The 21,747-nt window shown below is 58.5% G+C and carries 22 protein-coding genes; 8 read left to right on the top strand and 14 right to left on the bottom strand.

Features of this window, described 5'->3' with window-relative positions; translation table 11 throughout:
- The first annotated feature begins 175 nt into the window (after window positions 1-175).
- Window positions 176-370 carry a DUF1127 domain-containing protein gene (locus K529_RS14515; RefSeq protein ID WP_005616102.1) on the top strand — a complete coding sequence of 65 codons (195 nt, stop codon included), beginning with the start codon at window positions 176-178 and terminating at the stop codon, window positions 368-370.
- A gap of 144 nt (window positions 371-514) precedes the next feature.
- On the opposite strand, the gene trxA is transcribed toward K529_RS14515, so the two are convergent.
- The 8 genes from trxA to regB all read right to left on the bottom strand — a co-directional run bounded on the left by trxA (window position 515) and on the right by regB (window position 12,418).
- Complete coding sequence (gene trxA, locus K529_RS14510) at window positions 515-835, bottom strand: thioredoxin (RefSeq protein WP_005616100.1); 321 nt, start codon at window positions 833-835, stop codon at window positions 515-517.
- A gap of 62 nt (window positions 836-897) precedes the next feature.
- Window positions 898-4,263, bottom strand: coding sequence for a double-strand break repair helicase AddA (gene addA / locus K529_RS14505; RefSeq protein WP_046002033.1), 3,366 nt, complete (start codon window positions 4,261-4,263; stop codon window positions 898-900).
- Complete coding sequence (addB, locus tag K529_RS14500; RefSeq protein WP_046002032.1) at window positions 4,260-7,193, bottom strand: double-strand break repair protein AddB; 2,934 nt, start codon at window positions 7,191-7,193, stop codon at window positions 4,260-4,262. The genes addA and addB overlap by 4 nt, the downstream gene beginning before the upstream one ends.
- Window positions 7,186-7,875 (bottom strand): nucleotidyltransferase family protein, encoded by a 690-nt coding sequence (locus K529_RS14495; RefSeq protein ID WP_005627577.1) that lies wholly within the window; start codon window positions 7,873-7,875, stop codon window positions 7,186-7,188. The genes addB and K529_RS14495 overlap by 8 nt, the downstream gene beginning before the upstream one ends.
- Entirely contained in the window at window positions 7,872-8,870 is a 999-nt protein-coding gene (locus K529_RS14490; RefSeq protein ID WP_005627574.1) for an aminoglycoside phosphotransferase family protein, read from the bottom strand. The genes K529_RS14495 and K529_RS14490 overlap by 4 nt, the downstream gene beginning before the upstream one ends.
- Window positions 8,867-9,343, bottom strand: coding sequence for a tRNA (adenosine(37)-N6)-threonylcarbamoyltransferase complex ATPase subunit type 1 TsaE (gene tsaE / locus K529_RS14485; RefSeq protein WP_005627572.1), 477 nt, complete (start codon window positions 9,341-9,343; stop codon window positions 8,867-8,869). The genes K529_RS14490 and tsaE overlap by 4 nt, the downstream gene beginning before the upstream one ends.
- Window positions 9,344-9,384: 41 nt before the next feature.
- Window positions 9,385-10,935 carry a PAS-domain containing protein gene (locus K529_RS14480; RefSeq protein ID WP_005627569.1) on the bottom strand — a complete coding sequence of 517 codons (1,551 nt, stop codon included), beginning with the start codon at window positions 10,933-10,935 and terminating at the stop codon, window positions 9,385-9,387.
- Between the two features lie 85 nt (window positions 10,936-11,020).
- Entirely contained in the window at window positions 11,021-12,418 is a 1,398-nt protein-coding gene (regB, locus tag K529_RS14475; RefSeq protein ID WP_005627567.1) for a sensor histidine kinase RegB, read from the bottom strand.
- A 118-nt stretch (window positions 12,419-12,536) separates the two neighbouring features.
- On the opposite strand from regB, the gene K529_RS14470 reads away from it, so the two are divergent.
- From K529_RS14470 to K529_RS14460, 3 genes are all read left to right on the top strand, one after another.
- Window positions 12,537-13,160, top strand: coding sequence for an SCO family protein (locus tag K529_RS14470; protein ID WP_005627565.1), 624 nt, complete (start codon window positions 12,537-12,539; stop codon window positions 13,158-13,160).
- An 81-nt stretch (window positions 13,161-13,241) separates the two neighbouring features.
- The gene (locus K529_RS14465; RefSeq protein ID WP_005627563.1) at window positions 13,242-13,796 is read left to right on the top strand and encodes an ActR/PrrA/RegA family redox response regulator transcription factor; all 555 of its coding nucleotides are present in this window, start codon (window positions 13,242-13,244) and stop codon (window positions 13,794-13,796) included.
- A 7-nt stretch (window positions 13,797-13,803) separates the two neighbouring features.
- Window positions 13,804-15,021, top strand: a complete 1,218-nt coding sequence (locus K529_RS14460; protein ID WP_046002031.1) for a glycosyltransferase 61 family protein — start codon at window positions 13,804-13,806, stop codon at window positions 15,019-15,021.
- A gap of 2 nt (window positions 15,022-15,023) precedes the next feature.
- Here K529_RS14460 and K529_RS14455 read toward each other — a convergent pair whose 3' ends face one another.
- Window positions 15,024-15,620 (bottom strand): HD domain-containing protein, encoded by a 597-nt coding sequence (locus K529_RS14455; protein ID WP_040643363.1) that lies wholly within the window; start codon window positions 15,618-15,620, stop codon window positions 15,024-15,026.
- A gap of 242 nt (window positions 15,621-15,862) precedes the next feature.
- On the opposite strand from K529_RS14455, the gene K529_RS14450 reads away from it, so the two are divergent.
- From K529_RS14450 to K529_RS14440, 4 genes are all read left to right on the top strand, one after another.
- Window positions 15,863-16,177 carry a hypothetical protein gene (locus K529_RS14450; RefSeq protein WP_040643365.1) on the top strand — a complete coding sequence of 105 codons (315 nt, stop codon included), beginning with the start codon at window positions 15,863-15,865 and terminating at the stop codon, window positions 16,175-16,177.
- Window positions 16,178-16,315: 138 nt separating this feature from the next.
- Complete coding sequence (gene ahcY, locus K529_RS14445; protein WP_005651878.1) at window positions 16,316-17,701, top strand: adenosylhomocysteinase; 1,386 nt, start codon at window positions 16,316-16,318, stop codon at window positions 17,699-17,701.
- Window positions 17,702-17,709: 8 nt separating this feature from the next.
- Entirely contained in the window at window positions 17,710-17,859 is a 150-nt protein-coding gene (locus K529_RS23500; RefSeq protein WP_157859732.1) for a hypothetical protein, read from the top strand.
- Between the two features lie 70 nt (window positions 17,860-17,929).
- The gene (locus tag K529_RS14440; protein WP_005651880.1) at window positions 17,930-18,271 is read left to right on the top strand and encodes a DUF2853 family protein; all 342 of its coding nucleotides are present in this window, start codon (window positions 17,930-17,932) and stop codon (window positions 18,269-18,271) included.
- A 200-nt stretch (window positions 18,272-18,471) separates the two neighbouring features.
- Here the strand turns inward: K529_RS14440 and K529_RS14435 are convergent, their stop codons facing one another.
- The 5 genes from K529_RS14435 to tsaD are packed head-to-tail and all read right to left on the bottom strand — an operon-like array spanning window position 18,472 to window position 21,677.
- Complete coding sequence (locus tag K529_RS14435) at window positions 18,472-18,867, bottom strand: DUF1761 domain-containing protein (RefSeq protein WP_005651885.1); 396 nt, start codon at window positions 18,865-18,867, stop codon at window positions 18,472-18,474.
- Window positions 18,868-18,924: 57 nt separating this feature from the next.
- Complete coding sequence (locus K529_RS14430) at window positions 18,925-19,347, bottom strand: EVE domain-containing protein (RefSeq protein WP_005651888.1); 423 nt, start codon at window positions 19,345-19,347, stop codon at window positions 18,925-18,927.
- Window positions 19,347-19,619 carry a YciI family protein gene (locus K529_RS14425; protein ID WP_005651891.1) on the bottom strand — a complete coding sequence of 91 codons (273 nt, stop codon included), beginning with the start codon at window positions 19,617-19,619 and terminating at the stop codon, window positions 19,347-19,349. Before K529_RS14425 ends, K529_RS14430 begins: the two co-directional genes overlap by 1 nt.
- A gap of 1 nt (window position 19,620) precedes the next feature.
- The gene (locus K529_RS14420; RefSeq protein ID WP_005651893.1) at window positions 19,621-20,583 is read right to left on the bottom strand and encodes an NAD(P)H-dependent glycerol-3-phosphate dehydrogenase; all 963 of its coding nucleotides are present in this window, start codon (window positions 20,581-20,583) and stop codon (window positions 19,621-19,623) included.
- The gene (gene tsaD / locus K529_RS14415; RefSeq protein ID WP_005651894.1) at window positions 20,580-21,677 is read right to left on the bottom strand and encodes a tRNA (adenosine(37)-N6)-threonylcarbamoyltransferase complex transferase subunit TsaD; all 1,098 of its coding nucleotides are present in this window, start codon (window positions 21,675-21,677) and stop codon (window positions 20,580-20,582) included. The genes K529_RS14420 and tsaD overlap by 4 nt, the downstream gene beginning before the upstream one ends.
- Between the last annotated feature and the right edge of the window lie 70 nt (window positions 21,678-21,747).

Genomic DNA, 21,747 nt, shown 5'->3' with positions numbered 1-21,747 from the left:
GGGGCCGATCAGGGTGGTTCAAAGGGCTGGGTGTAAAGTTTAATAACTGCTTAATTGCTATGCACTGGGTGCAAGACGGGGCTGAAGAATAGGCAATTGTGAGACTCGCTGCACGATCGTACATGAGCATCAACAACCGACAAGGTGTCGGCTGGAACCATCAAGGAACACGATCATGGCAAACGCAAGCAACGTTATTGCACCGGCCGGCTCCGTCGCAGTTCTGCGCGCAGTCGACTTCTTCTTCAACCTGCGCAGCAACTTCGCTGACTGGAATGAAGCACGCATTACCCGCAAAGCTCTGTCCGAGCTGAGCGACGACCAACTGGAAGACATCGGCCTGACCCGTGCCGACATTGCCGCGCTGTAACGCTCGATGACATATCCGGTAAAGTAAGAGCCGTCCTGACGCAGGGCGGCTTTTCCTTTGTCAGGGGCTGGCGAGCCGATCCGCCATGAAAAAAGGCGCCTCCCTCGGGACGCGCCTTTCTCTATTTCATATCTGGCTGGCAGATCAGATGGATTCGTCAATCCAGCTTTTGAGTGCAGCTTTGGGTGCGGCACCTGCGCGGTTTGATACCACCTGGCCATCCTTAAAGACGAAGAGCGCAGGAATGCCACGCACGCCCATTGCGGCGGCGGCGTTCGGGTTGCTGTCAACGTCGACTTTGGCGATTTTCACCTTGTCGCCGTATTCGGCTGCCAGCTCTTCGAGAGCGGGGCCGATCTGTTTACAGGGGCCGCACCATTCGGCCCAGAAGTCCACCACAACGGGGACATCGGAATTCTTGACTTCGGCGTCGAAGGTCGCGTCGGTAACGGCTACGGTGGACATGGGTATGTCTCCTGAGAAGTTTGGCAACTGGACCCGGAACCTATGGACGCGAGCAGGCGACGTCAAGGTTCCAGCCGCTGGAAACCAGCGCGTTCACGCGCCTGTGTGATCAAGGTGACCGGAAGCGACATCAGAGTGGCAGTGCGCGTCCACAGGATTGCGGTCTCAATCTGACGATCCGGATAGATCTGGCGCAGTGCGGCATCATAGGCCCCCATCTGCCGCAACAGCCCTTCGGGGCAGGTTTCGGGGCTTTGGGGGACAACCGCGTTAGATTTGAAATCAACCGCAAGCACCCGGTCTGGCGTCACCACCAGCCGGTCGATAATGCCATGCATGCGAGTATCGCCCAGATTTGCGGTGATGGGCACCTCTGCAAGTGTCGTGGGTGCGAATATCTCTTTGCACTTGGGCGAAGAGAGCACCTGACGTGCCTCAATTAGGAGGCCCTGCCAGTCGACATGCTGCGCGATATGTTCGGCGCGACTGTCCCAATCTGCCTGCGGCACATTCGGCAGATGTTCGAGCAGGAGGTGCAGTGCTGTGCCACGGGCCTTGGCCTCCTCTTCGCTGAGGCCACTGTCACCGGGCAAGGCCTTGGCCCCGCCCAGATCCTCGGACGGGCGCAGGGTTGCTGTGGGCGCAACATAGGCGGGGGCTGCGCGGCGAAAGACGTCTGGCAGCGTGATCTCTTCTTCTTCGGTCAGATCGGACGGTACAAACGGCGGGGCATTCCAGTCCCCATGCGCCCACCTCAAGCCGTCTCCGCCGGGCGCGTCAAAGGGCAGGGCGCCCATGGTTTTCAGGGCCGCTTCAACCCGCTGATACCAGCTGTCTCCCCCCTTATCGAGATCACCGGCCCCGGCGACGATCAGCCATTTTTCCGCCCGCGTCAGCGCCACATAGAGCAGTCGCAACCGTTCGTTGGCCTGTTTTTCCTGCGCAAACGCGCGGGCGGCATCCATGGCTGGTGGCATCTGGTCACTGCTCATGCGCCATAGGGGCGTGCCTTCGACCTCCATCACCTCTGGCGCGGGCGAGGGGCGGCGCTTGGTGGTGTCGGGCAGGATCACGATAGGGGCCTCCAGCCCCTTGGAGCCATGCACCGACATCACCCGGATCATCGAACTGGCAGCCCCCATCTGGCGCTTGATCTCCAGATCATCGGTCTGCATCCAGACAAGGAACCCGGTCAGGCTTGGCACCTCCGTGCGTTCATAGGCCAAGGCCTGCGACAACAGCGCATTGATGCCATCCTCCGCCTCGGTGCCAAGACGCCCCAGCAATTTTGCACGGCCCAGATGGCGGGTCAGGATACGTTCGATCAGATCATAGGGGCGCAGGAAATCCGCCTGACTCCGAAGATCATCGAGGATCGCCATGATCTCGGGGAATGCCTCAGATCGCGCACGCAAAGCAGGCCAGAGGTGCATCTCTGTGCGTCGATGCGCGAGGTCAAAGAGCTGTTGCTCGCTCCAGCCAAAGATCGGTGATTTCAAAGCTTCGGCAAGTGACAGAGAATCCTCGGGCAGCGCGAGGAAGCGCAGCAAGGCTGCAATATCCTTCACAGCCAGCTCGGCCCCAACCTTGAGGCGGTCAGCGCCCGCGATTGGCAGCCCGGCGGCCTTGCAGGCGCGAATGATCTCGGAAAATAGGTCCGACCGGCGCTGCACAAGGATCAGGAAATCGCCCGCATGTACGGGGCGGCGCTGGAACGTGCCACGCTCTGGGCCATCTTCGGGGATGGTGACGCCGCTGTCGATCATCTCCTTGATCTGTCCGGCGATCCGCTCTGCGAGGATTACGGAATGGTGGCGTGGGCTGGGACGGTCGACCGGGTCCGTCCAATCGCGATCTTCCTCATCCTCTGTCTTTTCCACCAGCGGCCACAGGTCCACCCGGCCCGGCAGGTCGGATTTAAACGCCTGGTGTTTGGCGTCGCGCGCAAACCCGGCGCGATCCTGACCATCAAACACCACGTCAACCAGACCAAGGATCGCCGCAGAGGAGCGGAATGAAAACGCAAGACTTGCGTTCTGCAATCCCTCGCCGGTCTCCTCGAGCCTGCGCCCGAACTCCACCTGCATGCGATCAAAGGCATCCGGGTCGGCCCCTTGAAAGGAATAGATCGACTGTTTCTTGTCGCCGACCACAAAAATTGTGCGCTCAACATCAGCGCGAGCGCCTTCACCAGCGGTGAACTCCTGCGCCAGTTTTTCCACCACATCCCATTGCACCGGACTGGTGTCCTGGGCCTCATCCACAAGGATATGGTCGATGCCGCCGTCCAGCCGATAGAGCACCCAAGCCGCGACCGCTGGATCATTCAGAAGGTTGCGCGCCTTGACGATCAGGTCGTCGAAATCAAGCCAGCCCCGCAGCTGTTTGCGCCGCTCATATTCCGGCAGGAACACTCGGGCAAAATCATGAAGGACGAGCGATTTCTCCATCGCATCCAGCGCCAGGCGACGGGGGCGGGCTGTTTCGACCCGCGCCATGAAGGGCTCCAGCTGATCCATCAGCGTGCCATGGCTTTCGCGGAGTTTTTTGGTGGGAAAGCTGCCGATCTTGGCGCTGAAGGGTTCTTTTGCGCTTTTCCCGGTGAGGAACACATCCTCCAGAATCGGCAGGATCTCCGGTGTGACGGAGGAAATCCGCGCGAGTTTCTCGGCGTTCTTGGCATCCGTCGCCCCGCCGGTTTTCAGCATCTCGATGGTGCGGGACAGGATGTCGGCCTCATTGCCGAGAAACACCTCGGCTCTCAGCGCCTCCAGATCATAGCCAGCGGGCAGTTCGAACACTTCACCCAGCGCATTGCGGTCGAGGTCGGGGTCAAATCCAGCTTGCCTGCGACAAATCTCGGCTGTCAGGCTCTCAAAATCCAGACCACCGATATGAAATGAAGCAGCATCAACCACATGCGCGTCGGGGCCTTGCGCCATATCCTCGGTTATTTCCGCACGCAGCATGGCGGCCGCGCGATCTTCCATTTCGGAAAACTGCGGGCTGACACCGGCCTCCAGCGGGAAACGGCGCAGAAGCGATGAACAAAACGAGTGAATGGTCTGGATCTTGAGACCACCGGGCGTCTCGATCGCGCGCGCAAAGAGGGTGCGTGCCTGCGCCAGCCCATCCCCGACAGAGGCATCTTCGGCACCAAGGTCCACCAGTGCTGCGCGCAGTTTGGCGTCGGGCAGCATCGCCCATTCCCCCAAGCGCTGAAACAGCCGGTTCTGCATCTCGCTGGCGGCGGCCTTTGTGTAGGTCAGGCAGAGAATATGTTGCGGTTCCACCCCGCGCAGCAACAGCCGCGCGACGCGGTCGGTCAGAACCTTGGTCTTGCCCGATCCGGCATTGGCCGCAAGCCATGTGGAGGCATCGGGGCGGGCGGCGCGAAACTGCGCCTCGGACGCGGCGTTGCGGCTCATGTCAAATCCTCCGGCACAGGGTCCGAGCTGCGATCCCATTCGCCGTAGCGGGCGAGGTGGTCGTAATCCCCGGCAAAGTCATCCCGGTGCACCATACGGCGGCTGCTGTAGCCCTGTTCGGCGTCAAAATAAGCCTCAATCAGGCTGCGCAACTCTTCCCAGACTTTGGCGGGTGGTTCATCCAGAATAGGGGCCGCGACCTCTTTCACCGGAGGCTTCAGCCCGATGTAGAGCGACCGTTCCACCCGCGCTGGGCCATAGTCCTCGAATGCGCCTTGCTCCGCCATGGCGGTCTCGATCAAGAGCTGTTTTTCAAAGGATTTCTGCTGCTTTTCTGACGGCGGATCCCCGGTTTTATAGTCATAAAGATGCAGCATGCCGCGCTCATCCACATCAATCCTGTCGGCCTTGGCGGCGATCTCGAAATCGAGGGGATCAAGGCGGACCTGACCGGATTTCTCAAACCCCGACGGGCGGGCACGCAATTGGCGCTCCCGCTCACCAGAGACAAAATCCTCCGCTACTTTTTTCAAGCGTGTCAGCCAGAGCGTGCGGGCAACCGGCCATGGCACCTCCGCCTCTAGGGTGCGCTGTGATTGTTCGATAAACGCGCGGGCGGTGAGGGTCTCTGGCTGTTCCTGAGCGGATTTTATGAAATCCTCCAGAATCTTATGGATGATGGTGCCGCGCAGCAGGGCGTCTGGTTCCTGCAACAAAGGGTCCACAGGTTTCAACCGCAACACGTGTTTGGCGTAGATCGCATAAGGGTCGCGGATCAGTTTGGGAATCTCTGTCACAGTCAGGCGACGCGGCCTTGCCGCAACCGGCGGGCGCGGCGAGGGCCGGGGACTGAGCGGCGAGGGCTGCGGCGCATCCAGAACGCTGGCCCAATCCAGCCAGACTTGCCCCCGCATGCGCATCGCGGACAGCGCGGCCTGACCGCCCTGATCCGGCAACCCACCCAGGAGGTTGGTCATTCGATTGAGCCAGCGTGAGGGCACTGTGTCGGCCTCTTCGGACCGCACCGCACGGGTTAGCCAAACTTCGGGTGCCGCGACGGCCTGTTGGAAGTCATGCGCCGACAGACCGATGCGCCGCTCTGGCAAGAGCAAACCGGCCTCGTGGCGGAGTTTGCGGTTGAGCCATGGATCGGGGCTTGCGGCTTCGGGCCAGCTTCCCTCATTCAGACCGCCAAGAATGACCAGATCGGCGCCCTGCACCCGTGCCTCTAGGGTGCCCCAGATCATGATAGACCCATAGGGCGCATCGCGATCACGCACTTCACCTTGTGACAGAAGCGCGCCCAGAAGGTCTGCAAAATCGCGGGCGGTCATCTCGCCACCATGAGGTGCCTCGGCTTCAAGCTCTTCAAAAATCTCAAGCGCCTTGCGTCCGGTCTTCTTGTCCCAGAGTTCGCCAGTTCCACCTGTTTGCGACCCCGCAGCGATAAACTCGGAGGTCGTACGCAGGTCAGCGACCCAATCGCTCAATGCGCGCAGGCCCGTCTGCTCGCGTCCGGCAAAGCTCTGGGCGAGCCAGTCAGACCAGCCTGGTTGCAGGTCGCGCGTGGTTCCAAAGGCGCTCAGGCTCTCATGATCCGGGAAGGGCGGACCGTAGCGGCGCATATGAAGTTCAAGATCGCGGGTGTGCAGCAGGTGCAAACCACGCTCCTCGCCGGAGTGAGTCAACGGGTGTTTCAGCAGTGTCAGCAGCATATCGGCCTGCAAGGGCCGACAAAACAGATCCGCCACGTGCCGTAGGAATCGACCCGGTGGCGACAGTTGTAGCGGCAGACCCGCGGAATCGTCCGGCAGGATGTTCCAGCGATCCAGCGCGGCAGAGACCTGACGTGTAAGCATCCGATCCGGTGTGATCAATGCCGCCGTCTGCCCGTCCTCGGCGGCCTGACGCAGACGCAGGGCAATTGCCAAGGCCTCGCTCCGGGGGCTTGCGGCTTCGATGAGCGTCAACGCGTCCGTGGCTTGATCCAGATCGGTCAGATGCGGGCCTTCGCTCATCCATGCATCGGTCACGGGCGCGGGGCGCAGAGCCAGCGAAATCAACTTGTTACGCGGTGGGGAAACAGGTTTCGTGTTGACCCAAGCGCGAATGTCGCGCGGGCGCAAATCAAGATCGCGCATCAACTTGAAAAACCGATACTGCGGATGATCTTCGGCGACCAACCCGTCGGTCAGACTGTCCCAGACGTCCTCTGGTTGGTCAAAATCGAACCCCGGCAGGACCACGGCGCCCTGCGGCAGGCGCGCAATGGCTTCCATCAGCAAGAGCGTGGTGCCACGCGACCCGGTAGAGCCTGCCAGGATGATCGGGTGTTGCGGGGGCGTGTGTTCCCACTCCGCAATCAGATCCAGAACCACCTGCCGTTGCCGCGCATTCACATCGAGTGCGCCTTCGTGCATTTCGACGAACTGATCGGCGATGCCGATGAAGTCCTGCGCGCGTTTCCAGTGCCCGGACATATCAGACACATCCAGCGCGCGGATCTGGTCGGTGGTTACGCCTTCGCTTTGCATCTCGTCGATCAACTCGGCCAGACTGTCCGAGAGATCATAGAGCGACGAGCGCGCCGCCAGATCGGGCTGCGCATCAAGGAGTTTTGCAATCAGTTGTGACAGCTCCAACCGGCGGCGCAGCGGCGGCAATGCCGGGGGCAGACCGCGTAGATTGGCCTGTTTGCTGAGGCCTGAGAGCAGCGAGATGCGCGGCAAAAGCCGCGCCGGGCCGCTGTCGAACAGTTGACGCACCCGGCGCTGCATGCGTTCTGTGTTCAGGATCAGCTCTACCCGGGCCAGCGCCTCTGGTGGCTGATCTGCAAATCTCTGGCTCAGCCCTTCAACAAGCGCGCGCGGGAAATCCACACCACAAGGAACGGCGAACAGACGCGGCGTGGTCTGGCTGGGGTCAAACATCTGCGCGTGCCATCATGTCTTCGGCCAAGGTGATACCTTCGGGGCGGCCCACGTCGCACCAGTGGCCGGGGTATTCAACCGCCGAGACGCGTGCGTCGGGAATGAGAAGGTCCCACAAGGCATTGAGGGAGAAAACCTTTTCAGTCATGCGATCGAGCTGGTCGAGTTTGATGATCTGTGCACCGGTGTAGACGAGATCGCCACCACGGGTGATGTGACCTGCGTTACTTGCTGTGAAATCTCCGGCCCCCAATCGCCCCACGGCGCGCGCGGTCGGCACGCAGAGTAACAACGCATCCATGTGTTCCGGTCGCCAAGCGTCCCGTAACACCACGAGAGGATTGGGCCCTCGCCATGCTACATCGGGGTTCAGCGTATAGCTGCAAGTCGCATCGAGCAGGGCGCGCGCCTGTTTCAGTCCACCACCGGTATCAAGGATTTCGTCCTCCTCATGACTGATGAGGACATCACGCCCCTCAAGATGGGTTGTCAGAACTTCGGCCTTGTAATGCGTATTGATAACAACGCGCTGGGGCGAGATGTCAGAGACCAGATCCAGCGCATGATCAATCAGCGGCCGCCCTGCCACGGGGATCATCGGCTTGGGTCTGTCGGCTGTGAGCGTGCCCATGCGGGTGCCAAATCCGGCAGCAAAGATCATAACAGCAGTTGGGGCAGTCATGCGCGCAGCCTTTCCATGGCCTCGGGGGTTGGGGCGGGCAGGGCGGAGAGCAACTCCTCCGCCACGCTGGCGAGGGCGGGGTGGCTCAGCCCGCGTTCGAAATGATCCCAGACGCGCGGTACAAGATCGATATAGTGGTGTTTGCCAAATTGCTGCGACAGGCGCGCAAAAATGCCAAGAATCCGCATATTGCGCTGAACACCGATCACAGCATAGGCGCTGCCAAATCTGGACTCATCCACACCCGTTTTACGAATATAGTGGTCAATCATCTGCATCTCGACGCCAGCAGGGACATCGCGGCGGGCATCCTGCAACAGCGACACCAGATCATAGGCGCGATGACCGGCTTTGGCGTCCTGAAAGTCGATGACCCCGACTTTGGCAATGCCTTGCCGTTCCGGCAGCCAGAGCAGATTCTGGGCGTGAAAATCGCGATGCACAAAGACCATATCGCCGTCTAGATGATCGCGTAAAACTGCCTCAAACCTCTGCTCAAACTGCGTGCGGATATGGTCTGCGGTATCACCAAGTATGGTGTACCGGTATTCGCTGAACGCGAGCGCGGTCATGTCTGCCATGGTACGAGGTTCTAGGGATGGCAAGTCCGGCACTTTCGCGTCGTGAAGACGCACCAGAAGATCCACCGCAGCCTCGTAAAGTGGCAGTTCCATCGTCGGATCACTGACGATCACTTCGGTGAACAGGGCATCGCCGAGATCTTCTATCAACAGCAAACCCTGCGCATGATCTTGTGCGAGGATCGCAGGCGCCGAGACGTCAAGCGTGCGCAAATACTCAGCAAGCTCGGAAAAAGGCCGCGTGTCACCTCCATCAACGGGCGGCCAGTCCATTAAGACCGCGCTGTCTCCTGTTTGGGATGTCAGCCGTTGATACCGGCGGCTGGAAGCATCACCGGCGAGTGGGGCAGCGTTCCAGCTGGAATAGCCATGCGCGGCCAGAAAGCGCGCAATTTCTATCTCGCGCGTGGTCATGGCATGATCCCTTCGAGACGAATGTTCCATTTCTCAGCGCTCCAAACGAACTCCGCGTGTCGGGCGTCTTCTATCTCCGCGTCCAGCGAGAGGCGCAGCGTGAGTGCGTCGTCGGGGCAAAGATCGTCAAGTTTGTCGGGCCACTCAATCAGGCAGATTGCGTCGTCAAATGCGGCGATCAGCCCGAGTTCTTCGACCTCATCCACATGCGACAACCGGTAGAGATCTGCATGCCACAACTCACCTGATGGAACATCATAGGTCTGAACCAATGTGAAGGTCGGAGAGGGTACGTCCTCGGGCACGTCCATTAGGGACTGGATCAGGCTGCGGGCGAAATGGGTTTTTCCGGCGCCAATGGGCCCTTCAAGCAAGACAACATCGCCCGGAACGAGGATCCGGGCGATGTTGTGGGCCAATTCTGATGTTGCCTCGCTGCTGGGCAGTCGGCAGGTCGCGGAGCGTTTTGTCATGGCGCCACAATGACGTTGCGCGCGAGGCTCCGCAAGCGGGTTCAGCTCTCCTTGAGGGCGGCGAAGCGCTCTTGTTCGGGCGGCGCGAGCGGGACACCGATTTGCTGGAAGCGCACCATCACCGACCCGTTTTGCAGGGATTGTACGCGGCATAGCAATTGCTCGCCATTGCGCATGTCCACGCGCGACCACCAATCGGAGCGATCACTGGTGCCGCCTGCGACGAAATCGCGAACCTCGCCCCATGCGGGGGTCGGACCTGACAATTCCTGCCACGTGCGGCACGCATCGGTGATGGAGATTTTTGCAAAGCTCGCATCAGGGTCGGTTTTCCACATCGTGTGATAGGCGGTGTTGGAATAGACCATACTGCCATCTGTACCAAAGACCGCAAAGGCATCGTCAATGTGATCAAGGATCGACTGGCCGAGTTCCAGTTCCGAGCGGAATTGACGGGTCAGAGTGATCTCGGCAGTGATATCTTCAAAGAGGAAGGCAATGGCGCCATCGGGGTGCGGGCGGCCTGATACCGAATAGACCGATCCAGAGGGCAAGGACCATGTTTCCTGATAGCGCCCTTCTGCTGCGGCTTCCAATAGATCCGCCATTTGGTGACGCCAGCTGGAATAGTTCTTCGGCTCCGGCATCATGCGCTGATCGCGCAGGCGGTCAAAGAAGGACATCATATTAGGACGCGAGCTGAGGAAGCTTGCGGGCAGAGCGGTAAGGTCGATCAGCACCGGGTTGAACAGCACCAACTGACGATTGCGGTCAAAGATCGCAAGACCGATGGAGAGCTGAGCAAAGGTTTTCGCCAATGTCTGCACAAAGTTGCGTTGCGCGATTTCGGCGTCGACCACGGCATTGACGTCCATCGCATGACAGAGCCAACCAGCCTCCGTCTCGGTGGTGGAGACATTGTACCAGAGCTTCTTGTCAGTTTCCGGCAACTCAATCGAGACCCGTTCCGCGCGACCGCTGCTCATCGGGGCGTCGAGGTTGGGAAACAGCGGTGCAGAGGTGTCGTTGCCGCGACCGCGGATTTTCTGGTTCAGGCGATCATAGGCGAGGTTGGTCCAAGTGACGCGTGCATCGTCCGACTGCAGCCAAACCGGGTAGGGGGCCTGATGAACCGCCGCACGCAGGGTCGTAAGTTCCTGATCATCCCCCACATGTCCCAAATCTGTCGCGGCGCGGCGCAACTGAACGCGGGTTACACCGTCGATCCACTCACAATGGGCTTCGCGATTGTCGGCTTCTGCTGTGCCTGACAGCGTGAGAGAACCAACATCGCGCAAGAAGCCGGGGGATTGAGGCAATCCGGGGTAACAGCGCGACAGTTTGTCCCGCAGTTTGCCCCAGCTAAAGTCCTCGGTGTTGTCATCGAGAAATTTCCGAGCGCCGGACGACCATGCGATCAGCGTTTGGTCATCGAACAGAAACACCGCATCGGTGCGACCATCCGCGATCAACAATTCATGCTCCATCCCCTTGGCGTCTGCTTTGGGGTTGAGAAACCAGACTGCAACCGCTGCGCTGGCGATGCAAAGGGTCACCAGAATGAACCACTCTACGGACATCAAATCTTGCATGGACACGGCCTCGCTATTTCTCCTTGTGCTCAGTTTCCATGACAATGGTTAAGTGAAGTTTAATTGGTTTCCCAAAAGTGAATAGTTAAAACTGTATTGGAGTGTTTTCCCCGGTTGGCACAGGGGTATCGCCGCTGACTGCGTCGATTTTACGCCGCGGCCAAGTCACCACCACCAATGCCCCTTGCTGCGCTGGGGTCAGGTTTTGTGAAATACGCACATCGCGACCGTTCAGGAATTCCAGATGTGCGCCGGTACGTTCCAGCAGGGTTTTTGCGATGAACAATCCAAGCCCCATGCCCTCATACTCCGGGCGTTTCCCACGGTCTGCATGGGAGCTTCGGCGTCGCATGAAAGGATCACCGAGACGCCCGAGCAGATGGCCGGGAAACCCGTTCCCATCATCACTGATCCTGACCGTGATTTCGTCATCGCTCCAGTGCAACTCGATCCAGACCTTTGATTGGGCAAAGTCGACGGCGTTTTGAACAAGGTTACGCAAACCGTGAATGATCTCGGGTTTACGCAGCACGCTGGGCTGGTTCAGCCCGTCGCCCTCGGCGGGATGTTCACTGAACCTGATGTCTTTGCCACGGTCGAAATGTGGTTCGGCTGCCTCATGAACCAATGTCGAGAGAGGCGCTTGTCGCAGGTGCAGGTCGTCTTTGCCCGCACGCCCCATCCCACGCAGAATGTCTCGGCAGCGGTCGGCTTGTTCGCGGATCAGGCGCGCGTCGTCCTGCAGTTCGGGGTTATCGTCCAACTCTTCGATGAGTTCCGAACTGGTCAGTTTAATGGTCGCCAGTGGTGTCCCAAGCTCATGCGCGGCCGCCGCAACAACGCCGCCTAAGTCGGTGAGCTTTTGTTCTCGCGACAGGGCGAATTGCGTCGCAGCTAGAGCATCCGACATTGACCGAATCTCCGCGCTGATACGGTAGGAATAGGCGCCCATGAACATGATCGCGATCACCAGCGCGCACCAATGGCCAAACACAAAGAGCGAGGGCATCTTCAGGATTTCGCCCGTCGCCGTCTCTAGGGGAACATGCAGCGGAACCAAAAGTGTGACGAGAATAATCGCGCTGGTGCCAATAATGAGCGTGGAGCGCAGACCCATCACCGAAGCTGAGATTGTCACAGGTCCCAAAACCAGCAGCGCAAAGGGGTTATTCAACCCGCCGGTCATATAAAGGAGGAAACACAGCTGCAGCAGGTCAAAGAGCACCATCAGGAAATTCTGAAACTCCGTCAGGCGCTTGTTTTCCGGAAAGACGATCAACGCGACCAGATTTGCCAGTGCGGACACACCGATGGCAAAATAGCAGGGCAGAACCGAAAGCTGCAGATCGTATTGGGTTTGCGCCACGCCGATTGCGGTGGCCTGACCGATGATGGCAACCCATCGCAAAACGATCAAAGTGCGTAGCCTGACCCAGTGGCTGCGTTCCTGGCCGCTCATCAGGCCAAAGGTGGTCTCGCTCATGTGACGTTTGCTCCCGTTGCATCGTCGGTAATTGTTGATAGGTCTACCGCCAACCGGGATCAACTCGGGTGCGTCTTCCCTGCGTGCCCGCCCGTTCAGGTCTGTGAGGAAACAAGACATGATGAGAAACATCGCAATTCTGGCTTTTGCCTGTGTCGTCGCCCTTCTGGGGGGTGTTTGGTATCTGACCCTTCGTGGCAATGGTTCGGATGATGCATTTGCGCAGTGCCGTGCAAGCGCGGTTGCAGGTGGCAGCGCAGCGATTGGCGGGCCGTTCGAACTGTTGAACGCCAAAGGTGAAACAGTGACCGACAAAGACGTGATTACCGAACCGTCCCTCGTCTATTTCGGGTATACGTTCTGCCCAGATGTCTGCCCGTTCGATGCTGCACGCAATGCCGATGCAGTGGATGTTCTGGAGGAACGTGGATATTCGACAACACCGGTGTTCATCTCCATCGACCCTAAGCGGGACACGCCCGAAGTGGTCGGAGATTTCGCCTACAATATTCATGAGAAAATGATCGGCCTGACCGGATCGCCTGAGCAAATCAAAGCTGCGAGCCAAGCTTACAAGACCTATTACAAGGCGCAGGAAGGTGATGATGACTATTACCTCGTGGATCACACGACCATGACTTATCTGGTGTTGCCGGAGTATGGTTTTGTCGATTTCTTCCGTCGTGATGTGACGCCAGAGCAAATGGCGGATCGTGTCGCCTGCTTCATGGACAACAGCTGAAACTCGGCAGTGATTTGACGTTTCAGTTCCGAGACGTAATATCTCGAGAAATAAATGCGCGTGACGCTGGAAGGAAAGTGAATGGCCGAAGCAGCTCAGTCCGAGATCGGGCCTGACCCCTCGCTACTCTTGGTCGATGATGACGAACCGTTTCTGCGCCGCCTCGCCAAGGCGATGGAAAAGCGTGGGTTTGCGGTTGAAACTGCAGATTCCGTGGCTTCGGGGCAGGCAATCGCAACTGCGCGGCCACCGGCCTATGCGGTGGTGGATCTTCGACTTGAGGATGGCAATGGCCTCGATGTGGTCGAAGTCTTGCGTGAAAAACGTCCCGATAGTCGCATTGTGGTTCTGACCGGATATGGCGCAATTGCGACTGCCGTGGCCGCCGTGAAAATCGGGGCGACAGATTATCTGTCAAAACCAGCGGATGCGACTGACATCACAAACGCGCTGTTGGCAGGCGATGATGCGCTGCCACCGCCCCCCGAAAACCCGATGAGCGCAGATCGCGTGCGCTGGGAGCATATTCAGCGTGTCTATGAACTGTGCGATCGCAACGTCTCGGAAACCGCGCGTCGTTTGAACATGCACCGTCGGACCTTGCAGCGCATTCTTGCCAAGCGCAGCCCGAGGTAAGCACCCGATGAGCGCAGCCGGCGATCTTGATCCCACGCAGCTCCCTTCTCCCAAAGGGGGCTGGTCGGAGAGTATGGCGGTGTTGCGCAACGTCACCGTGGTCCCACCGGTTGAGAGCAGCATGGTTCAGGCCGCGGGTCTTCTGCGCGAAGATGGCAGCTATTGCCATGAGGGTGCTTTGTGGCGGCGGCATCGCCCGATCACGACAGAGCCGGACATGCCCAAGGAGATCACCCAGAAAATCCCTGGCCGCTGGCTTTGGGGTGGGGTGCTTTGGGCGCATTTCGGGCATTTTCTTGTGGAAAGCACCGCGCGCCTCTGGGCGTTGGCCAATCTGGATGCACCGGTTGACGGTGTGTTGTTCATCCCCAAACGTCCGGCCGTGCGCGATCAGGTGCGTGGGTTTCAGTCCGAATTTGTTGGCTTGATGCAAAAAGATCTGCCGATCCGCGTAGCGGCTGATCCGGCCCTAGTCGAGGAACTGGTGGTGCCCGGACAGGGGTTTGGGCTTGGTGACATCACCGAGGCGACGCGCAAATACCGCAACGCGATCCACGCACGATTCGCGCGAGACATCAAACCCGAAGGGCCGGAGAAGCTATATATCTCTCGTTCGAAACTGGGTTTGGGCAAGGGTGGTCTTTTGGGCGAGGAGCAGATGGAGGCTTATCTCGCGGCTGAGGGCTACGAGATTTATCATCCGCAGGAACATAGCCTTTCTGCGCAACTGGCCCGCTATAAAGCGGCGCGCAAGGTGATTGCTGCGGACGGATCGGCGCTGCATCTCTATGCGATGGTGGGACGGCCAGACCAGAAAGTTGCAATGGTGCTGAGGCGTAAATCCACGGCGCATACCCTGCTCACCGACAATGTTCGCCACTTCTGCAAATGCGATCCGCTGGTGATTGGCGCTCTTCGTACGGAATGGGTGCCAAAGGACAATCAGCGCTCCAGCCGATTGAGTTTTGGGGAGTTGGATCATTCCGTGATCGGACGCGTGCTCAAGGATGGCGGTTTCATTTCAGGTGGTGAAAATTGGCCCGTTCTGGATGACGACGCACGCCAGAATGTCCTCAAGGACAAGGGGATCAAGAGCAACCGTTTTGTAGAGTCCCCTGCCTTCCAAAAAGCCCGCGAAGAACAAGAGCGCGCGGAACGTCGCGCCCGCCGTGCTGCGCGCCGCGCCCGCCGAGAGGCCCGCGAGGCAGCACAAAACGACGGCTGAATCTAAAGCTCGCTCAGCAATGCCTCATGACGGCTGACAAAATCTCTGCGCACCTCCACAGGGGGGCGCAGATAGATGTCCAGACCCTCAATCAATTCGGCATTTGGCCTGCCAAAGAACTTTGTCGCCTCGGATTCAGAAAATCCCGCAATCTGGACCGCTTCCATCCATGCTGAGACCTTATCTGCACGTTTGATCTGCGCTTTCACCGTTTTAGGAAGGGCTGCGGGCAGACCAAACCGGATGTGAATCGCCGAGGTGAGACGTGCGTCCAGCTCTCCATATCCGGGCCCTACTGCAGCCTTCACAGGTGAAATCATATCCCCGATGACATATTCCGGCGCGTCATGCAGAAGTGCTGCAAGTTTCCATTTAACCGGAGCCTTGGGATACATGCGGCCGTGAATGATCTCCACCAGTAGTGAGTGTTCTGCCACTGAATACGCAAAATCTCCACGCGTCTGGCCATTCCAGCGGGCAACAAAAGCAAGCCCATGCGCGATGTCTTCGATTTCGATATCAACTGGGGTCGGGTCAAGCAGATCAAGCCTGCGTCCAGAGAGCATTCGTTGCCATGCACGGGGAGATTTCGCAGCCATGATGTGATCCGTGATTGTCGCGCTGCGCACTTGCTACCCCTCTCGCGGCGTGGTTGCAAACCGACATTCATTAGCGGTGCGGCCTATGTAGACAATGCCCGGCGCTCACAGTGAGCGACGATAAGTTGAACTGGGCTTTCCTTGATCCGCAGGGCTTAGATCCCCATATTTATAGCAGAAAGGGGCACGTCCCCGTCATGGCTTGTCCTTTTCCGGTGCTTACACAGGAAAGGAGAAGCACAATGTTCAAACGGCTCATATCTTCAGCATTGGTGTTCGGCATGGCTGCCATTGCGCCACCTGCTCGGGCACAAAACTGTGCCCCTCGAGAAATTGTGGTTGAACGTATGGAACGCCAGTTCAACGAAACGCTTAGCTCTGCTGGACTGCAAAGCGGTCGTTCTCAGGATGTGATCATTGAGATCTGGTCATCATCTCAAAGCGGCACGTTCACAGTGCTGGTCTCTCATCCCACAGGTCTGAGTTGCATGGTGGCCTCGGGGCATGACTACTTTATCGTTCCGGAACATAAACGGCGCAACGATCCTGCCAGTTGATCGCACCCTGTATACGAGTGGCAGATCGTATATCCTCCGGTATCGCCGAAGCGCGCCGCCATCTTCGTTGCTTATCAACCTTTGCGGTGTTACCTCCCAAAACCAAGAATCCTGTGGAAATCTCAAACGGAGCAGAAAATGGCCGGAGACTATATCGTCAAGGACATCTCGCTGGCGGGCTTTGGCCGCAAAGAGCTGGACATCGCAGAAACCGAAATGCCGGGCCTGATGGCGCTGCGCAAGGAATACGGTGAGGAGAAGCCCCTGAAAGGCTCTCGGATCGTCGGTTCGCTGCATATGACGATTCAGACCGCTGTGTTGATTGAAACGCTGGTGGCGTTGGGTGCCGATGTGCGCTGGGCGTCCTGTAACATCTTCTCGACCCAAGACCATGCTGCTGCGGTCATCGCCGAAGCGGGAGTTCCGGTTTTTGCGATCAAAGGCCAGAGCCTTGAAGAGCATTGGGATTATCTCGACCGGTCCTTCCAGTTCCCTGAAGGCCCGAACCTGATCCTTGATGATGGTGGCGATGCGACGCTCTATATTCTGCTGGGCGCACGTGCCGAGGCAGGCGAAGACGTGATCGCGGTTCCGACATCCGAGGAAGAAGAGGTCATCAAAGCGCAGATCAAAAAGCGGATGGAACAGTCCCCCGGCTGGTTCACCAAGATGCGCGATCAGATCAAGGGTGTTTCCGAGGAAACCACCACCGGCGTGCACCGTCTCTATGAGCTGGTGAAACTGGGTCAGCTGCCCTTCCCGGCGATCAACGTGAACGATTCTGTCACCAAGTCGAAGTTCGACAACAAATACGGCTGTAAAGAGAGCCTCGTGGACGGTATCCGCCGCGCCACCGACACCATGATGGCGGGCAAGGTTGCCGTTGTCTGTGGCTATGGTGACGTGGGCAAAGGCTCTGCCGCGTCGCTGAGCGGTGCCGGTGCACGGGTCAAAGTGACCGAAGCAGACCCGATCTGCGCGTTGCAGGCCGCCATGGACGGCTATGAGGTGGTTCTGCTGGAAGAGGCGCTGGACGCGGATATCTTCATCACCACCACCGGCAACAAAGACATTCTGCGCATCGAACATATGCGTGAGATGAAAGATATGGCCATCGTCGGCAATATCGGCCACTTCGACAATGAAATTCAGGTGGCGAACCTGAAGAACCACAAGTGGACCAACATCAAGGAACAGGTGGATATGATCGAGATGCCTTCGGGCAACCGGCTCATCCTGCTCTCTGAGGGGCGTCTGCTGAACCTCGGCAATGCGACCGGGCACCCGTCTTTTGTGATGTCTGCTTCCTTCACCAACCAGGTTCTGGCGCAGATCGAGCTTTGGACCCGTGGCGATGAGTACGACAACAAGGTCTACATTCTGCCCAAGCACCTCGATGAAAAAGTTGCGGCGCTGCATCTGGAGCGTGTCGGTGCAAAACTGACCAAGCTGACGCCTGAGCAAGCCGCCTACATCGGTGTAAAACCCGAAGGCCCGTTCAAGCCGGAACACTACCGCTACTGAGCGACTGGATGTTTGAAGAATTGAAAAACCCGGCCATCGCGCCGGGTTTTTTCGTGATGCTGTCCGGCGCTCGTTCCGGGGGAACATCGCCCCTCCCACCATCCCGCAACGCATTTGTGATGCGTAAAGCGAAGAAAAACCCCTTTGTTGGAATATGAAATCCTCCTACCGTCAAACCACAGTAACTCTGCCAGCAGGGCAGAAGATCCAGGACAGGAGAAATTAACGATGGGCAAGCGTGAAGAGCTGATTGCGCAATATGCGGATGATCTGAAGAACAAATGCGGCATGACGCCAGATATGGATCTTCTCACCAAGGTGACAATTGGTTGCGGTCCTGCGATCTATAATGCCGATGCCTCTACCGTAGCGTCGAGCCAACCGGATGAGTTGGAGACAGTGAAAAACAACTTTTTGATCAAGAAACTCGGCTTGGCAGACGGGCCAGAGCTGATGGATGCGATCAACAAGGTGATTGAGACCTATGGTAAATCGGAGCGCAACAAATACCGCGCCGTTGTATATTACATGCTGACCAAACATTTCGGCAAAGAGGCGATCTACGCCTGATCAGATCGGCCCGATAGAAACCCTAGTGTTTTAATGAGATTGTAGGATCGTAAGAATTGCACTTCTTCGCGTTCTCGGGGTAGATAGTGAGGAGACGCAACTTTTGCGAGAAAATCTCGGACGTGCACGGTGGGAGTGGGCGTTGAGTACACAAGAAGGCCGCGGCATCGCCAGCGGCCTTTTTCGTGGTCGGATGCCAATTAGAACAGGGTCAGGATCAACCCCATTATGGCGCATGCAAGTGCCGCGTATCCACCGTCGATGATCGTCAACATACGTGTCCGCATGCTGTAGAGATTGTTGAGTGCGATCCAAGGCGTGACGAAAAATAACCCAATACCCAGCCCCGCAAGAAACCCTGCGCCGAGAGTTTCGATCCCAGAGAGGCTGAATACGTGACGCATCATGCCCGCGACAATCAACTGGCAGAGAAACGCGATGGCAAAAATCGCAGGAGTTTGCCCCGCTTTGGGTTTTCCCTCGGCGTCACGTTCAACGCCAGAGGCTACCATCCATGGATCGGCAAGCGCGCCATAATAGGCTGCGCCTGAAGAAAATGCCGCAAGTGTCGCTACAAGTACACTGACCAGTTCCATGCCATTGTCCCTTCCTGCTGCGGGTTAAGGACATCAATGCCAGATCACGCGATCCGGTCAATCGGCCTCTGTGCGTCCCATCTTGCAGATCTCATTCCACTCGGCCTCTGTCACCGGTTGGACGGAGAGCCGCGAGTTCTTGACCAGGATCATGTTTTCCAGGGCCGGGTTTGACTTGATCTGGTCCAGAGATACCGGCTGTGCAAACGCGCGAATGGCCTTGATGTCCACGCATTCCCAGCGTGGATCATCCGTTTTGCTGTCTGGGTGCACCTCGGCGCAGACCTCGACGATCCCGACCACGGATTTTTCCTTCAGGGAATGATAGAAAAACCCGCGATCCCCCAGCTTCATCTCCCGCATGAAATTGCGGGCCTGATAGTTGCGCACGCCGTCCCATTCCTCGCCAGCATCCCCTTTGGCGACCTGGTCGTGCCAGCCCCAGGTGTTGGGTTCGGATTTGAACAGCCAATACGCCATCAGCCGATGACCTTCTTCCAGGTGATCAACTCGACCGCTTCAAACAGACCAGCCTTGTTGTAGGGATCATTGGCAGCCCATGCGTCGCCAGCGGCCATATCTTCGACATCGAGAATAACCAGAGAACCAACCATCTCGCCGTTCTGGTCCAACAGAGGGCCCGCTTGGGCGACAACTCCAGTCTCCTCGATATAGGCAAGATGTGCCGCACGATTGTCGAGACGGGTTTGCAGATGGTCGGGTTTGTCGCGGGCAATCAATGCAATAAGCATTTTATTCCTCTTTTAGTGGTCTTTTAAGCAGTTGATCCGCAGCATCCGTGATCGTCAACCTTTGATCCAGCAAATTGGTTACCGTTTGCGTGATCGGCATCTCCAGCCCCATCACCTGGGCGGCTTTTGCCGTTGCGCGGGCGGTGGCGGCGCCTTCAACGGTGATCGACGGGTCAAAAACTTCGCCACGCCCCAGACTGAGGCCAAGGCGGAAGTTGCGCGACTGCTCCGAGCCACAAGTCAGTGTCAGATCGCCAAATCCAGAAAGCCCAGCGAGGGTTTCCGGCCGTGCACCGCGCGCAAGGGCCAGTCGCTGCATCTCTGCGTAGCCGCGTGTCATCAGCGCCGCGCGGGCACTGTCGCCAAGCTGTGCGCCGATGACCGCACCACAGGCGATTGCGATAACGTTCTTCAGCGCGCCACCAATCTCGGCACCGACCAGATCCGTGGTGCGATAAAGCCGTAGATTGTCCGTGGAAAGGCTGGATTGTAACGTCTTTCCGGTTTCGTCCGGGTCGCAGGCCAGCGTCAGCGCGGTGGGCAGGCCTTTTGCGATATCTGCGGCAAAGCTGGGGCCAGTCAGCAAGGCCGCTGTTGCCTCAGGAGCCGCTTCACGCAGCACGGAGACAGGACCCAACCCAGTGTCGAGTTCGATCCCTTTGCAACAGGCCACCAGTGTCTTGGTCGCAAGCGCCGCGCGATGCTGCGCCAGAAAGCTACGCATTTTCTGCATCGGCACCGCAAGGAGGATCACATCATGCGCCTCGAAACAGTCATTGTCCGAATTGACGGTCAGGGACGCGGGCAGGGGTGCTTTCGGCAGGCGGCGGGTGTTTTCGCGAGAGGCCTGCATTTCGGCCGCATGGGTCTCATCACGACACCAGAGCGTTGTAGGTGCTTTGCGCGCCAGCGAGATCGCCAAGGCGGTGCCAAAAGCACCTGCGCCGAGGACCGCGACGCTCATGCTTTCGCTCCTTTTTTCCCGCTGCCAATAAGCGCGGGGCTGGTCTGGTCCAGCGGCCAACGCGGGCGGGCAGCTAGATCCATGCCATCGCGTGCTCCGGTGCGAAATCGCTCAAGCCCGGCATAGGCGATCATGGCCGCGTTGTCCGTACATAGATTTAGGGGAGGCGCGAGAAAATCAGTCTCTAATTCAGCGCATAGAGCCATTAGGCCAGCGCGAATTTCCGTATTGGCCGCAACGCCTCCTGCCACCGCCAGCGTGGGGTGCGTGGGGTCCTCATCCAGGTAGAGCCTGAGCGCGCGGCGTGTTTTTTGTACCAATGTATCGACGATAGCAGCCTGAAAACCGGCGCAAAGATCGGCGCGGTCTTGCCGGGTTAATCCGCCTTTTTCCGTCACGATCTGATCCCGCATCCGCATCAAAGCAGTCTTCAGTCCGGAAAAGGACAGGTTGCAATCGGGGCGGTCCAGTAGGGGGCGCGGAAAACGGAACCTTTCCGGGTCGCCGTGCTCGGCTTCTTTTTGCACGGATGGGCCGCCGGGTTGTGGCAGGCCGAGCAGGCGTGCGGTTTTGTCAAACGCCTCACCCGGCGCATCGTCAATCGTTCCACCGAGGCGAGAGAACGCCTCTGGCCCGCGCGCAATCAGATATTGGCAATGGCCACCTGAAACCAGCAACATCAGATAGGGGTAAGCGATATCATCCGTCAGCCGCGGCGTCAGCGCATGCCCTGCAAGGTGATTAACACCCACCAAAGGCAGCCCTTTTGCCGCCGCGATCCCCTTTGCACACATCACACCCGACATCACGCCGCCGATGAGCCCCGGACCTGCGGTAACGGCTATTGCGTCGAGGTCATCCAGCGTCAGATTTGCCTCAGACAAGGCATCCCGCACGCAAGTATCGAGCTTTTCTGCGTGAGCGCGGGCGGCGATCTCTGGCACGACACCGCCAAAAGCGCTGTGCAGCTCCGTCTGGCCAAAGACGACCGACGACAGGATTTCTGCAGGGGCACCGTCCTGTTGCCGTACAATGGCGGCAGCAGTGTCGTCACAGCTGCTTTCCAGTCCAAGAAGAGTGAGCGTTTGGGTCATAGGCCTACCGTTGCATCCTTTGTGCTGCGGGGCTACCACCATGAGGTGATGCAAACAATCCCGGGAGCGT

The sequence above is a fragment of the Tritonibacter mobilis F1926 genome (assembly GCF_000376545.2).
GTDB classification, from domain to species: domain Bacteria; phylum Pseudomonadota; class Alphaproteobacteria; order Rhodobacterales; family Rhodobacteraceae; genus Epibacterium; species Epibacterium mobile.
The sequence above is the reverse complement of the archived record's forward strand: the minus strand, read 5'-3'. Positions and strand labels throughout refer to the sequence as shown.

Excerpts from the sequence above, each read along its gene's own strand:
- K529_RS14420 (WP_005651893.1), bottom strand. The coding sequence starts at position 20,583 with ATGAGCGTCGCGGTCCTCGGCGCAGGTGCTTTTGGCACCGCCTTGGCG.
- K529_RS14430 (WP_005651888.1), bottom strand. The coding sequence starts at position 19,347 with ATGGCGTATTGGCTGTTCAAATCCGAACCCAACACCTGGGGCTGGCAC.
- K529_RS14465 (WP_005627563.1), top strand. The coding sequence starts at position 13,242 with ATGGCCGAAGCAGCTCAGTCCGAGATCGGGCCTGACCCCTCGCTACTC.
- regB (WP_005627567.1), bottom strand. The coding sequence starts at position 12,418 with ATGAGCGAGACCACCTTTGGCCTGATGAGCGGCCAGGAACGCAGCCAC.
- ahcY (WP_005651878.1), top strand. The coding sequence starts at position 16,316 with ATGGCCGGAGACTATATCGTCAAGGACATCTCGCTGGCGGGCTTTGGC.
- K529_RS14450 (WP_040643365.1), top strand. The coding sequence starts at position 15,863 with ATGTTCAAACGGCTCATATCTTCAGCATTGGTGTTCGGCATGGCTGCC.
- K529_RS23500 (WP_157859732.1), top strand. The coding sequence starts at position 17,710 with ATGTTTGAAGAATTGAAAAACCCGGCCATCGCGCCGGGTTTTTTCGTG.
- K529_RS14460 (WP_046002031.1), top strand. The coding sequence starts at position 13,804 with ATGAGCGCAGCCGGCGATCTTGATCCCACGCAGCTCCCTTCTCCCAAA.
- K529_RS14490 (WP_005627574.1), bottom strand. The coding sequence starts at position 8,870 with ATGACCACGCGCGAGATAGAAATTGCGCGCTTTCTGGCCGCGCATGGC.
- K529_RS14425 (WP_005651891.1), bottom strand. The coding sequence starts at position 19,619 with ATGCTTATTGCATTGATTGCCCGCGACAAACCCGACCATCTGCAAACC.
- K529_RS14480 (WP_005627569.1), bottom strand. The coding sequence starts at position 10,935 with ATGCAAGATTTGATGTCCGTAGAGTGGTTCATTCTGGTGACCCTTTGC.
- K529_RS14435 (WP_005651885.1), bottom strand. The coding sequence starts at position 18,867 with ATGGAACTGGTCAGTGTACTTGTAGCGACACTTGCGGCATTTTCTTCA.
- K529_RS14515 (WP_005616102.1), top strand. The coding sequence starts at position 176 with ATGGCAAACGCAAGCAACGTTATTGCACCGGCCGGCTCCGTCGCAGTT.
- addA (WP_046002033.1), bottom strand. The coding sequence starts at position 4,263 with ATGAGCCGCAACGCCGCGTCCGAGGCGCAGTTTCGCGCCGCCCGCCCC.
- trxA (WP_005616100.1), bottom strand. The coding sequence starts at position 835 with ATGTCCACCGTAGCCGTTACCGACGCGACCTTCGACGCCGAAGTCAAG.
- tsaD (WP_005651894.1), bottom strand. The coding sequence starts at position 21,677 with ATGACCCAAACGCTCACTCTTCTTGGACTGGAAAGCAGCTGTGACGAC.
- K529_RS14440 (WP_005651880.1), top strand. The coding sequence starts at position 17,930 with ATGGGCAAGCGTGAAGAGCTGATTGCGCAATATGCGGATGATCTGAAG.
- K529_RS14455 (WP_040643363.1), bottom strand. The coding sequence starts at position 15,620 with ATGGCTGCGAAATCTCCCCGTGCATGGCAACGAATGCTCTCTGGACGC.
- K529_RS14495 (WP_005627577.1), bottom strand. The coding sequence starts at position 7,875 with ATGACTGCCCCAACTGCTGTTATGATCTTTGCTGCCGGATTTGGCACC.
- addB (WP_046002032.1), bottom strand. The coding sequence starts at position 7,193 with ATGTTTGACCCCAGCCAGACCACGCCGCGTCTGTTCGCCGTTCCTTGT.
- K529_RS14470 (WP_005627565.1), top strand. The coding sequence starts at position 12,537 with ATGATGAGAAACATCGCAATTCTGGCTTTTGCCTGTGTCGTCGCCCTT.
- tsaE (WP_005627572.1), bottom strand. The coding sequence starts at position 9,343 with ATGACAAAACGCTCCGCGACCTGCCGACTGCCCAGCAGCGAGGCAACA.